Annotated in this window: 11 protein-coding genes; 1 reads left to right on the top strand and 10 read right to left on the bottom strand. The window is 39.9% G+C overall.

The features are described 5' to 3' along the window. Positions 1-63 precede the first annotated feature (63 nt). The 5 genes from ACE1CI_RS18270 to ACE1CI_RS18250 form a co-directional block, all read right to left on the bottom strand. Positions 64-1,110, bottom strand: coding sequence for a hypothetical protein (locus ACE1CI_RS18270; protein ID WP_413265098.1), 1,047 nt, complete (start codon positions 1,108-1,110; stop codon positions 64-66). Between the two features lie 124 nt (positions 1,111-1,234). Beyond that, positions 1,235-2,437, bottom strand: coding sequence for a hypothetical protein (locus ACE1CI_RS18265; RefSeq protein ID WP_413265099.1), 1,203 nt, complete (start codon positions 2,435-2,437; stop codon positions 1,235-1,237). Between the two features lie 54 nt (positions 2,438-2,491). Further along, entirely contained in the window at positions 2,492-3,841 is a 1,350-nt protein-coding gene (locus ACE1CI_RS18260; protein ID WP_413265100.1) for a flippase, read from the bottom strand. Positions 3,842-3,858: 17 nt separating this feature from the next. Continuing rightward, on the bottom strand, positions 3,859-5,220 hold the full coding sequence (locus ACE1CI_RS18255) for an O-antigen ligase family protein (RefSeq protein ID WP_413265101.1): 1,362 nt from the start codon (positions 5,218-5,220) through the stop codon (positions 3,859-3,861). A gap of 98 nt (positions 5,221-5,318) precedes the next feature. Next, positions 5,319-5,780 (bottom strand): hypothetical protein, encoded by a 462-nt coding sequence (locus tag ACE1CI_RS18250; RefSeq protein ID WP_413265102.1) that lies wholly within the window; start codon positions 5,778-5,780, stop codon positions 5,319-5,321. A 553-nt stretch (positions 5,781-6,333) separates the two neighbouring features. Here ACE1CI_RS18250 and ACE1CI_RS18245 point away from each other — a divergent pair. Next, the gene (locus ACE1CI_RS18245) at positions 6,334-7,260 is read left to right on the top strand and encodes an RpnC/YadD family protein (RefSeq protein WP_413265103.1); all 927 of its coding nucleotides are present in this window, start codon (positions 6,334-6,336) and stop codon (positions 7,258-7,260) included. Between the two features lie 51 nt (positions 7,261-7,311). On the opposite strand, the gene ACE1CI_RS18240 is transcribed toward ACE1CI_RS18245, so the two are convergent. The 5 genes from ACE1CI_RS18240 to ACE1CI_RS18220 all read right to left on the bottom strand — a co-directional run bounded on the left by ACE1CI_RS18240 (position 7,312) and on the right by ACE1CI_RS18220 (position 12,667). Continuing rightward, on the bottom strand, positions 7,312-8,790 hold the full coding sequence (locus tag ACE1CI_RS18240) for a PAS domain-containing sensor histidine kinase (RefSeq protein WP_413265104.1): 1,479 nt from the start codon (positions 8,788-8,790) through the stop codon (positions 7,312-7,314). A 595-nt stretch (positions 8,791-9,385) separates the two neighbouring features. Next, positions 9,386-11,107 (bottom strand): WD40 repeat domain-containing protein, encoded by a 1,722-nt coding sequence (locus ACE1CI_RS18235; RefSeq protein ID WP_496615619.1) that lies wholly within the window; start codon positions 11,105-11,107, stop codon positions 9,386-9,388. Further along, positions 11,094-11,858 (bottom strand): CHAT domain-containing protein, encoded by a 765-nt coding sequence (locus ACE1CI_RS18230; protein WP_413265105.1) that lies wholly within the window; start codon positions 11,856-11,858, stop codon positions 11,094-11,096. Before ACE1CI_RS18230 ends, ACE1CI_RS18235 begins: the two co-directional genes overlap by 14 nt. Before the next feature lie 420 nt (positions 11,859-12,278). Then, on the bottom strand, positions 12,279-12,488 hold the full coding sequence (locus ACE1CI_RS18225) for a DUF6887 family protein (protein ID WP_413265106.1): 210 nt from the start codon (positions 12,486-12,488) through the stop codon (positions 12,279-12,281). Further along, entirely contained in the window at positions 12,485-12,667 is a 183-nt protein-coding gene (locus ACE1CI_RS18220) for a DUF6888 family protein (RefSeq protein ID WP_413265107.1), read from the bottom strand. The genes ACE1CI_RS18225 and ACE1CI_RS18220 overlap by 4 nt, the downstream gene beginning before the upstream one ends. Between the last annotated feature and the right edge of the window lie 105 nt (positions 12,668-12,772).

Raw genomic sequence — 12,772 nt, 5'->3', positions numbered from 1 at the left:
TCAAATTAGTGGATAATATAGTGCACTTTGAGCGAAATTATTCCATCAATACTCGTTCAGATCTTATTTAAGGTGGCTATGATTGACCACAATACTTTGAACTAAATTAGGAATATAACGGTGTGGAGCAAGAAACTGGTTATAAACCTCTCGGTTTTGCCGCTTCATTTCTGCCAATTCTTTTGGGGTTACTGATTCAAAATGTTGCAACATAAAATCAGCAATGTTATGCAAAGATTCAGGAGGTACTTTAACCATGTGGATCTTTTCTTCAAAAGGAAAGGTTTTATCAGTATCAACGACCAAAGGAATACGCCCAGCATTGAGAGTCATATAAAAACGTGCAGTGTAGTTACCAACGCCTCTTACACAGAGAATATAGTCACTTTTAGACATATTTTCATTAAAAATTGTTTCTATAGAAGTTCTGTTTGGATTGGCAAGATTATAATAGTTTTTTAATTCATTTGTGATATCAAAATTGCACTTAATTCTTGCATCGCGACTTAAAAATTTCATTGCTGATGCCCGCAACTTATGACTCATTCCCTTTTTTAGTCTGAGGTCTATGGGACGAGCAATATTACCTTTAGCCAAAAGTTTTTTTGCCACAAATAATGGCAATGCTCGACCAATTTTAAAGAATTTTCCGTCTGAATTTGTTGTGCCAGAAAAACCTACGGATGGTTTACTAGAATAAGTATCAATTGGCAAAGATTGTAACTCTTCTTTCTGCTTTTGCTTAGTCCAGTAGGGTCTCTCAAACTCGTTTTCCAGCTTTAATGTTTTAAATAAGCCAAATCGAAGAATACTTGCATGAGGAATTATTAGAGGTTGATCGTAATCACAGGTTGCATCAATAATTATTGGCTTGTTAAAAGATTCAGCGAGTCGAACTGCATCAAAAACCGAAGAGTCGAATGTAAAATCTAAAGGCTCAAATACTTTGTTTGGAAAGATCGCAATATCACAATCCTTTATGTTTTTAACTTCCTTCCATTCTGACTCAGCTATAAGCTGGCTAAACTCTGGGTTTCTGTTTGCGGGTCTTAGAGGATATAAAAACTCTACAGGTGTTTTTTCTGGTGCATCAAAAGTATATATTCTCACGGTAACTCCTGTGGATTGTCTTTACAAAAATCGAGCGTATTGGTTTATTGGTAAAGCTCTTAGATGAAGCATTATCCAAAATAGCTCGTAGTTGTGTCCGACCTTAGAAAGGTAACAAAGGTCTTTACTTAGCTTTGTCAGATGTCATTAATTTGCAAAAAGAATCAAACTTTGTAACCATGCTTGCAGCAATATTTGCGAGATTTTGAAGCTTTATTTGCTCCGGCAAAAAGCAATATCGATAGGTGGCAATCCTAGAATCAGCTTCTTGATAGAGAATATCCTGAGCAAAGTTGTGCTTCCATCGCCCATCAGACATTAAATCAATGGTCATTCCTGCAAGACCTGATGGAAGTAGCATATTTGATCCATGAATGCCGATAACCAATCGACTATCGGAGTAAACTTTACACAATTGCCTTTCTACCTTTTCGTTAAATACATCTGTTCGCAAATCCTCTATCCATTCAGAAAATTGGGTCTTCTTGCCCAACCCAGCAACAACGTAATTTGCCTGTGGTACCTTAGCTTTTATCTGGCGCATCAGTCTGTGAATCTTCCAGTTTTGCAGAATTAATGCCAGATCGAGCAATTTTAGTTTCCTCAAAAGCCTAAATAAGAATTCATTGCACCAGAGACGATCCTCTCGCCAAATAAACGTAATGTTGAACTGTTTTTGTGTAAAGTCGTGGGTTGGTATACCTGTAAACTTAGTGATATCGAATTGACTAGGATGGGAATAAGCTTCGCTGACCTGGACTTGTGTAAATCGCTCCAGTTCCTTGAGAACAAATTGGTTGAAACTGGGGTAGTAATCCAGCCCTCGCTTCAAGGGAATGTCAATAGTCCAAATCTCAGCCACCCCTTGAGGTACCATCCAGCGCAGAAACTTAGGCACAATCACAATCAATCCGTACTCCCGGTGCTGTTCCAGATGCCTCTGGGCGTTTAGCAACTTCAATAAGCTATGACCATACATATAGTCAATGCAGTTTAGGAGAATCACTCTCTGGCAAGGTTGGAAAACTTCTTTTACTATGGCAACGGTTTGGAAATTGGGTTTTTGTAATGCCTGTAGCAATGTTTTGCCAAACCATGCTTTTACATTTTGATCTCCGAATACCTCCGCTGCTTTCAGGTCAACCAGGCATCCACCCATCAGAGTATGTCCAATTTTCATCTGTTCAACTATTTCGGCTCCACAATTTGAACAGGTTGATTCAACACAAATATGTATCCCGTACCAGAGTGTGCTGGTTGGGATTAGCGGTTTTGTACAATGTGGGCAATTTGCCTGATATTGTAATTCTGGCTTAATTTCAATCATTCTTATCTACTTTTCTTACTCTTAATCGATATTAAATGGTTTAATTAGTCTTGTTCAACCGGATGTGTTTCTAAAACTATGAACTAACCGCATAAATGCTTGAGGAATGATTAAAGACTTAAATATTATTGGCAATAATTGTCTCAATTCTCTAAAAATAAAATTGGTGAAGATTACTGCAAAAAAATAGGTAATTAAAGTGGCGATCGCTGCTCCAAACTCTTGATATTTAGGAATTAAGTAGAGATTTAGTAGAACATTCAACATTGCTCCCCCAATACTAATGACTAAAGACAGCTTGAGGATATTTTTAACATTCATATATAAACTTCGAGCAACTCCAAAATTACTGCCAAACTGCCCCCAAACATAAATAGACAGAATCATAGCAGAGCCTTTATAAGCGGTTCCGTACAGAGTAGCAATAATCCAGGGAGACAAAACCGAAACCACTACAGCAATACCAAACCAACTCAGAGCCATCAGATCAAAAAACTTTTGCAAACTGCTTAAGAAACTTGCCTCACTTTCTTCATACTTGCGGGCAAGGGTAGGCAGGGTTGATTGGGCTAGTACCATTGGAATAAAGTCCCAGAATTCGGACAATCGTACTGCCACTGAATAAGTTCCCACAGATTTTAGAGTCGCCATCTGTCCCAACATTACCTGGTCAATCCCTGCATAGATGTAAGTGCTGAGTCCTGCAATAATCAGAGGCCAGCTATCTCTTAACATCATTTTGGCTCGGTCTATACTAAATTTCCAATCCTTTATTTGTCCCCCTTGCTGGTGATAAATAACCACCAATCCCACTGCTGCCAATGCGATTTCTGCTAAACGCGCCCAGGCAAAAGCGATGAGCGGGGCATGGAGTTGAATTAAGACAATTCTGGTCAGAGTTAAAACAATGTAGGCAGACCGTTTGGCTAAGACGGTGTATTTTGACTGTGTTTGTGACTGAAACCATAGGTCAACAGTATTAAAAGCTTGGAACAATGTCCCCGCAGCTAGAATGCCCACTACCCATTGAGTCAAGATGCTGTCTGCCTTCAGGTGAAGGATCAAGACAATGCTAAGTAAGAAAGTCAGAGTTCCACTTGCTAAAAGTAGAAAAAACCCTGAGCCTAATGTGGCATTTTTGGAAGATGGGTTTCGAGCAATATCGCGGACAACAATACCGTCTAGTCCCAATCCTGCTAGGGGGCTTAACAGAGCCACAAAGCTAGCAGCATAATTGAGAATTCCGAACTGCTCTGGACCCAAATAACGGGCAACCCAGACCCCAACAAAAAAACTTAGCCCAGTTTGTATAACCCGATCGACAAATAACCAGGTAACGTTTGAGAGAATTTTTTGTATATCTGTACCTAGTGTCTGATTAAATCGAGTTAGTTTACCAAACATTTTTGTACACTTGCTTCTCAATTGGGTAATAACCTCCATGACGACTTCATTTCTAAATTTAGACGAACTGTTAATATTACATATAAGAAAAAGTCCAAGCTAGGTATCCATAATCCAGTTTCAGAAAAGTTTCTCAGTAGGAGATATAACAGAATAAGCAGGGGAATTAAAGACTCAGCATATTTTCTATTTATCAGAGCAATAATTGCAAAGATAAAGTTCTTCAAAACTGAAAGTAGCAGTATTGTCACGCCTACATAACCTAATGAAGTACCCATGTCTAGAAAGCCATTATGAGGCTGTTCGGGTATAAAGTCTCCTCCAGGCAAACGAATAATATTAGATGGGCTTCCATTTCCTCGCCAAGGTTGCCAAAACCCCATATATCCATACCCTAGTAATGGTCGCTTGTTAATTACCTCGATCACCTGGGGCCAAAAATCTCCCCGCCCTGTAAGGTTGGGATCTTTACCAAGTATAGCCAGTCCGCTATCTGCAATTTCTGGTGCAAGATAGGCTGTGGGAACGATCGTAATAATCAGAAATAGAATAAATAGGTACTTTGAACGATTATTTAGTTTAATTAAAAGCTTATATGCCGAAACTATACTAAAAAGAATCAATAAGATTGAAATTGCCCCACCAGAAGTTGACAAAAAGGTTTCCATTACCAGAACTAGACTGAGAGTAATTTTAAGCTTCTGATTCTGTGTTTTATTCTGAGCAGAAAGGTACCAGAGAATTGCACCTAAACCCATTAGGGCTCCAAAGGGATTTTTGTGTACAAAAATTCCATTCCAACTTCCTAGTACTCTGCCTTGTGAGGGCACAAACAGAGCAACAGGAATACTCAACAATCCCACACAGGCAATAGCCCACCTGAGTAAGCTACTCAATTCTGACCAATCATATTTATTGGCAATGTGAGCTGCAAAAGCACCTATTCCTAAGAGAGTTAATGAGCCGATCAAAGTGACAATTGGAGTGTCTGACCAGGCAGCAGAAAGTAATGTCAAAAAAAGTAAACTTCCTACAAATGGGTCTTTGAACAAAAAAAAGGTATGGGGAAAAATGCCACGGAAGGTAGCTCTGAGAATAAAAATCCAGACTGTATAAATGAAAACTTGCGCTATCTTAAACAGTTGCTGTGTATTCGTTAGGGGAACACCAAGATAAAGATAGGAGAAATTAGCAGGATTTAAGTACCTTAAGTACAACACATAAGCACCAGACAAGAGAAATATGAATAATACTATAGAAATTTTTTCTAAAATCAGAAGATTTTTTTTATTTAATAAGTGCAGAAATATCAGAAAATACACAACAAAAACTGACAGAATCATTATGATGCTGATGGGGTTTAGCAGTAGTTCCTTCATAGTGATACCTGTACTATTGCTGTCAGCATATTGCTCACAGATACTAATACAATTTTATGCTACTTAGCGATTCGCTAAAATGCTCGATCGCTTCACCCTCAGCCTGGGTTAACAGACGAAATGTTATGTGGACATCTCATCCGAGATTGTCTTTTCGTAAATTCGCTGACAGATGGATTACCGTAGGGATCAATGACACCTGTTACAGTTTGCCATAATTCAGCAGGTGCGATCGAAATTTTATAAGAAGTATCTAGTTTGCGAATATGGTACCATTTGGTTTCCTGACAATGTTGACACCAAAAAGCTTCTAACCACTCATTTTGCAATTGCACTGCTGTTCGTTCAGCAATCAGCTGTAAAGCATTTTTTCGAGAAATACCGCGTTGTCGAAGTTGATCAATCTGACTGGCAAAGAGCCGATGTTTTTGGCTCACACTATCAAGATAGCAAGCATGAATAGGGCAGTAAATACTTCGTCGCTTAGAACGTTTCCGATTCCGTTTGTGCCGTTCCCGATGTTGGTTTTCCAGAGTTAACAAAGATGAGTCATTTTGCATTGGAGTATTGCCGTTAGGTTAATGTTTTATTTTTTGATACACGATCTCCTTAATTTTGCTTCCTTCGCTACATTTAAAGCAGAAATTAGGAAGTTGCTTGGAGGAACTGAGATCTAAATGACCATCAAAGCTCTCTCCACTTCATCAATGCACAATTGACTCAATTTTATACTTAAGGTAAGCCCTTTAGCTATGTTTTTTTTTAGAATATCATAACTTTTCCAAAATATCATACTTTCAAAAAAAAATCATATCATATTTTCACATAATTTACAAGGATAGAGGTTGTGTATCAACCCAGGTTTCACACCTTAAAGCCAGTAGTCAGGAAAATTTGGCGATCGAATTTTTAAATTTTGGCCGCTCGTGTTGCATCTTAATAGTAGTATTTATTTTTCTATAATTATTAAGATCTTTTGCCTGGAACCCTCGCTGCAAGGAGTTTAGGCTTTAAAACTCCCAACTTGAATGGTGTGTTAGTGTATTTTATACAACTTGATGTTACGTGGAATGTGGGTTAATAATAAACTCCAGTTGTTAACATTCCGAATAAATGACGAAACTTATTTACGATCGATTTGCCAAGGATTATCTAAAAGAATTGTTGACTCTTCTTGGGGACGTAGAAACCAGCCAAGATGTTCCTGGCAAAGTGCCAGAAATAGATGTGTGGTTCACTCCTTACCCCACAGAACGAAGAGGCGATGCCAAAGTGTTAGGTTTGTTGGGACAACTCGCCAGTACTTCATCCATCTTTGAACCCTTCCGCAATGCCGTAAACCCAAACGAAATTCGGGGTTGTATGAGTAAACTATTTGACATTCAAGCCAATATACAACGTCAGCGGCAGTGGGAAAACAGCTGCTTTGAGGAAGCTGATTTACCTTGGTTGTGGATTTTTTCCCCTACTGTTTCACCAACCATTTTAAATGGATTCAATGCGGAATACAAGCTCAACAAGTGGCCTTCAGGAGTTTATTTTTTGGGAGAATACCTAAAGACAGGAATTGTGGCAATTCACGAGTTACCTTGTACGGAAGAAACGCTATGGCTGAGGCTTTTAGGTAGAGAAAATGTGCAAAAACAAGCTATTCAAGAAATAGGCAACCTTCCAGCCAATCATCCATTAAGGTCAAATGCTCTGTTATTATTAGCTAATTTACAAGCAACTATTCAAGCAAGTCAAAATATCGAGATCGAAGATGAGGAGTTAATTATGGAATTATCACCACTACTTTTACAATGGCGAGAAGAAGCTTTACTTGAAGGAGAAGAACGAGGTTTTCAGCAAGGTTTGCAGCGCGGCGCAAGGACGGAACGCCGCACTATAATAGAAAATTTCTTGCGGGCGAGATTTGGTGATTTGGATAAAGAATTATCGGGAATTATTCAACCTTTGTTGGAGTTATCATCCGAGGAATTTGCTGTTTTATTGTTGCAATTATCTCGCGAGGAATTGTTAGCTAGGTTTGGTAGTTAATCGGTACGTAGTTGCGCTTTAGCGCTCAAGCGCAACTACGTACATTGTATTTCATTTAGACTGCTGTATTGGGATTTCAATGATAAATTTACTTCCTTGTTTGGGTGCGGAAATACAAGTTATTTTTCCCCCGTGTTTTTCTACTACAATCTGATAACTGATGGACAAACCAAGTCCAGTTCCAGAACCTATAGGTTTGGTAGTAAAAAAGGGATCGAATACTTTTTGGCGTACCTGTTCTGTCATTCCGATACCGTTATCTACGATCGCAATTCTCACCCATTGTTTCCCCACTACTTCAGTAGAAATGGAAATCCTTGGTTTTAGTAAAGAGGATTGGCGATCGTTCCCATCCTTGGTGATTAATTTGCCAGTCTCGATTTCTAAAGCATCGTTAGTAAAGCGAGATGCAACCGCATCGATCGCATTACTAATTATATTCATAAATACCTGATTAAGTTGCCCTGCATAACACTCCACCAAGGGTAATTTGCCATATTCTTTTACAACTTCAACCCCTGGATATTTTCCCCTTGCTTTCAACCTATTTTGCAAAATTAGCAGGGTACTATCAATTCCTTCGTGTAAATTGACTTCTTTCTTTTGCGCTTCGTCTAGGCGAGAAAAGTTTCGCAAGCTAACAATTACCTGAAGGATGCGATTTGTTCCTAAAGTCATCGAATCCAGCAATTTTGGCAAGTCTTCAGCTACGAAATCTAATTCTTGTGACTCGATTTCCGCTTTAATTTCCGGTACGGGATTCGGATAGTGTTGTCGATATAGATCCAAAATGTAAAATAAGGTTTTGGCATATTCGTTGATGTGAGTCAAGTTGCCATAAATAAAGTTAATTGGATTATTAATTTCGTGGGCGACACCAGCTACTAATTGTCCGAGAGATGACATTTTTTCGGCTTGAACGAGTTGGGATTGGGCTTGTTTTAGTTGATTCATTGCTTGTTCCAACTGTTCGGCTTTTTCTCTTAATTCTTCTTGCGATCGCTTTAGCGCCTCTTCCGCTTCCTTGCGTTCGGTAATCTCAAATCGAATTGACAAATACTGTACTGGTTTTCCTGCTTCATTTAAAAACGGCACAATGGTAGTATCTACCCAATAATAAGTGCCATCTTTCGCTTTATTCTTGACTTCCCCTTTCCAGATTTTTCCAGCGCTAATAGTTGACCACATTTGCCGGAAAAATTCTTTCCTGTGATAACTGGAATTGACGATTCGGTGATCTTTTCCGATCAGATCTTTTGGCGAATATTGAGAAATTTCACAAAAGGTGTCATTGACATAAGTGATGATTCCCTTTGCGTCTGTTATTCCTACGATCGCTGCTTTATCTAAAGCAAATTTGATGTCTGCTAATTCTTTTATAGTTTGCCTAATTAATTCTTCACTATATCTGTGTTTCGCTACAGAAACAGCGTAAGCTTGTAGCGCATCTTCTTCGTTGTTTACCATTTTTCCCTTCGGGAAATCTGTGATTTTCAATACATTTTCTTTTCTGGCTCTCTTTGGCTCCATCTTGCTTTGCTCCTACAAATATACTGGGAATTTTTATCTGAATTTTTAAACTTTTTACCTAGTCAGATCAAAATTTACACGCTCCGATCTTTTGTCTTATTGGCGTGTCATCAAAAGCGCCCTATTCTACAAGCATAATCTCGCCTTAGTATTGACTGTCAACATTATGTTGCTTAATAGAAATATTATTAGGTGTTAAAATAAATTACAAACAAGTTTTTTTAAAACATATTAATTTATATTAAGAATATTAGCATACGAAGTATTTATTACTTCCTTCTCGCTCGAAGCGTATGTATCATTCTTTTTCCGTTCTGTTCCTGCAATTCTTTTTTTCTGAATCAAGGGGAAAGTGAGGAGGCAAAGCTAATTTGTCATCGTCAATTAGCTGCTGCGGTGGGAAAGCGGAAATTTTGGGATTAATAAAATCGAAATTAATTAATAATTTAGCAGTTGTTTGTTTGGGATTTAGCAGCTAAAGCAGCAGGTATTTTGTTGAGAAATTACCCCTCTTGGGATGGCGACATACTGGCTAATTGGGTGGGAAAATCGCTCATATTCACTGCAATATTAATTGATGTTTCTGTGTTTAAAATTATTCTTGTGGCAACCCCTCCAAACGCAGGAAATGCACACTACCTGACCAATCACCCGCCACAATTGTCACTCCATCGGGCGCTATAGCACAGCAATCTAAAGGATACTCTGCGGTGAAAGTGGCGATCTCATTTCCACTATCCAAATCCCAAACTTTCAGGGTGCGATCGGCGGAAGCAGAAACGGCAAATTTGCTGTTAGGTGCGATCGCTACTGCTTTTACCCAATGAGTATGTCCGGTGAGAGTATTGAGTGCCTTTCCACTTGCCAAATCCCAAACTTTGAGGGTGTGATCGTATGAAGCAGAAAGAGCGAATTTGCTATCGGGTGCGATCGCCACTGCTGTTACCGAGTTGGTATGTCCGCTGAGAGTTTTCAGTTCATTACCAGATTCCGAATCCCAAATTTTCAGGGTGTTATCCCAAGAAATAAAAACGGCTAATTTGCTGTTAGGTGCGATCATTACTGCATATACCAAGTGGGTATGTCCGCTAAGAGTTTTGAGTTCATTACCAGATTCCAAATCCCAAATTTTCAGGGTGTTATCACCTGAAGCAAAAACAACGAATTTGCTGTTAGGTGCGATCGCCATTGCTGTGACCGAGTAGGTATCTCCAGTGAGAGTTTTAAGTTCATTACCAGATTCCAAATCCCAAACTTTGAGGGTGCGATCGTATGAAGCAGAAACGGCGAATTTGCTGTTAGGTGCGATCGCCACTGCTGTCACCGAGTTGGTATGTCCAGTGAGAGTTTTGAGTTCATTACCAGATTCCAGATCCCAAACTTTCAGGGTGCTATCCCCTGAAAAAAAAACGGCGAATTTGCTGTTAGGTGCGATCGCCACTGCTGTTACCGAGTTGGTATGTCCAGTGAGAGTTTTGAGTTCATTACCAGATTCCAGATCCCAAACTTTCAGGGTGCGATCGTGCGAAGCAGAAACGGCGAATTTGCTGTTAGGTGTGATCGCTACTGCATATACCAAGTCGGTATGTCCGCTGAGAGTTTTGAGTTGATTGCCGGATTCCCAATCCCAAACTTTTAAAGTGTGATCGTTGGAAGCGGAAACCGCAAATTTGCTATTGGATGCAATCGCTACTGCTCTTACCGAGTCGGTATGTCCGCTGAGAGTTTTGAGTTGATTACCAGATTCTAAATCCCAAACTTTCAGGGTGTTATCCCAAGAAGCAGAAAAAGTGAATTTGCTGTTAGATGTGATCGCTACTGCCCTTACCGATTTGGTATGTCCGGTGAGAGTTTTGAGTTGATTACCAGATTGCAAATCCCAAACTTTCACAGTGTTATCGCCTGAAGCAGAAACAACGAATTTGTTGTTAGATGCGATCGCTACTGCATTTACCGAATCGGTATGTCCTGTGAGAGTTTTGAGTTCATTTTTCTCATCCAAATCCCAAATTTTCAGGGTGTCATCCCTTGAAGCAGAAACAGCAAATTTGCCGTCAGGTGAGATCGCCACTGCATATACCAAGTCGGTATGTCCGGTGAGAGTCTTGAGTTCATTACCAGATTCCAGATCCCAAATTTTTAGGGTGTGATCCCAAGAAGCAGAAACGGCGAATTTACTGTTAGGTGCGATCGCCACTGCTGTTACCGAGTTGGTATGTCCACTGAGAGTTTTAAGTTGATTGCCCGATTCCCAATCCCAAACTTTTAAAGTGCGATCGTTGGAAGCGGAAACCGCGAATTTGCTATTGGGTGCAATCGCTACTGCTCTTACCGAGTCGGTATGTCCGCTGAGAGTTTTGATTTACCAGCCTTTCGCAAACAAAAAGTTTATTTCGACCTGTATATAGTTGACTAGTATTCATAGAATTATTTATATTTACTGGTTTATTTTCTGGTTCTCTCGGCACTAGGTTAGGTTTCTTTTTAATTACTGGAATCAATTCCCCCGAAAGCCCCTCCAGAGAAATCGCATTACAAGCAATATCATAAGCAAATTCTACAGGCGAACCTTCATCATATTGCGGATCGAAACCTGCTAAAGCATCATAAAAACCAACAGCAAATTCAATGGCTGCTTTGTCACCAATAGGTTTATTCATGCCAATTACATAATCAATGTGTTGGACAATAGCTTTAGCTTGCTCTTCCGAATAACAAGCATTCAACAACACGCATTCTATCTGCCTAGCAAACTGCTTAAAAAGTCCTGCCAGTGCTTCTCCCGTGACTAATTGCAGTTGCCCCATTTCATCTTCAAAGCATAATCCAGTTTCCCCCGCTCCATGCCCCGAAAAATGGATAATGTGGGGTCTAAAATCCAAAATCTCGCGGCGAATGTCTCTCGGACGTACCGCCCACCTCGCCTCTAAAATGAACCGATCGCGGTTTTTCGCCAGCCGCAACCCTTCGCGAATATCCCGCACTTCTTCATCTAAACGCAATTGTGGGGTTTGTTTCGGGTTCGCTGCCAGAATTAAGATTTTCTTAACACTGGTGTCGTTGCTCATCTTCTACCAGACGAAGTGTTTATCTAAGTATATACTTAGATCTTTCACCAGTCCCAAAATCCGCCTGCGAATCAATTCGCAGGCTAATAGCTCAAGTCCATTAAAATGGACTAAAAGCCTTTGAATTCTAACTATTTAGTCCTCTTTAGAGGAGTTTCGCTATTAGCCTGCGAATTGATTCGCAGGCGGGCTCGCATCGCAGGTGCAAGATCTCAGTATAGGTATTCTTTTCTAAAATTCTCAACCTCTAATCTTGAAAGTCTTCCCAGTAGGTTTCATCTTCGGACACAATGGTTAGAGTTCCGATCGCACTACCAAGCTGGCGAGGTTTGCTTTGTGGTTGGAGTTTGCCAATCAGTTTGGCGAGAGTGCGATCGCGTTTCCAGCTTTTAGCGAAGACAGCGCAACAACATACTTCTTTTATTTACTTTGATCGAGTTTCTCTCTCAAAATAGCTTCAACTTCCTTTTCTGGATTCGCAAGATCAAAAGGATAAGGTTGGCGATTAGCGGGATTGCGACGACTCATTAATACTTCCAAGGCGGCGCGAAAGGCTTCCTCATCATTTCTATGTTCCGAAAGATACAGTTTTAACTCAGTATTCGACATTTGAGCCAGATTCGGTGTCATAGCACAAACTCCCAACTTCCTTCTTCATCAATTATCAGCGCAATTTCATCCTGCCTTCCAGCCTGGATGTATATCGTTTTTAAGTGGCGATCGTAACGGAAAATTTGTATCGGTTGGTACAAGTTAGAAAGCAACTGACAAAGAAATATTGCTGTATCTGACTGTTTTCGCGTTGGCAACTTTTCACTTCTGAAGTTACACCAAGCTGCATTAAATCATAGCGTTTATGGCATATAATCTTGAAACTCTTGCAGCGACAGTGCGATCGCAGCTTGACCAGTGCT

The sequence above is a fragment of the Floridaenema flaviceps BLCC-F50 genome (assembly GCF_041929275.2).
Taxonomy (GTDB): domain Bacteria; phylum Cyanobacteriota; class Cyanobacteriia; order Cyanobacteriales; family Aerosakkonemataceae; genus Floridanema; species Floridanema flaviceps.
Note: the sequence above shows the minus strand (reverse complement) of the source record. Positions and strands in the feature narration are given on the sequence as shown.

What these genes read in the sequence shown, in the direction of transcription:
- ACE1CI_RS18265 (WP_413265099.1), bottom strand. Translation starts at nt 2,437, where the DNA reads ATGATTGAAATTAAGCCAGAATTACAATATCAGGCAAATTGCCCACAT.
- ACE1CI_RS18260 (WP_413265100.1), bottom strand. Translation starts at nt 3,841, where the DNA reads ATGTTTGGTAAACTAACTCGATTTAATCAGACACTAGGTACAGATATA.
- ACE1CI_RS18255 (WP_413265101.1), bottom strand. Translation starts at nt 5,220, where the DNA reads ATGAAGGAACTACTGCTAAACCCCATCAGCATCATAATGATTCTGTCA.
- ACE1CI_RS18250 (WP_413265102.1), bottom strand. Translation starts at nt 5,780, where the DNA reads ATGCAAAATGACTCATCTTTGTTAACTCTGGAAAACCAACATCGGGAA.
- ACE1CI_RS18245 (WP_413265103.1), top strand. Translation starts at nt 6,334, where the DNA reads ATGACGAAACTTATTTACGATCGATTTGCCAAGGATTATCTAAAAGAA.
- ACE1CI_RS18240 (WP_413265104.1), bottom strand. Translation starts at nt 8,790, where the DNA reads ATGGAGCCAAAGAGAGCCAGAAAAGAAAATGTATTGAAAATCACAGAT.
- ACE1CI_RS18230 (WP_413265105.1), bottom strand. Translation starts at nt 11,858, where the DNA reads ATGAGCAACGACACCAGTGTTAAGAAAATCTTAATTCTGGCAGCGAAC.
- ACE1CI_RS18225 (WP_413265106.1), bottom strand. Translation starts at nt 12,488, where the DNA reads ATGACACCGAATCTGGCTCAAATGTCGAATACTGAGTTAAAACTGTAT.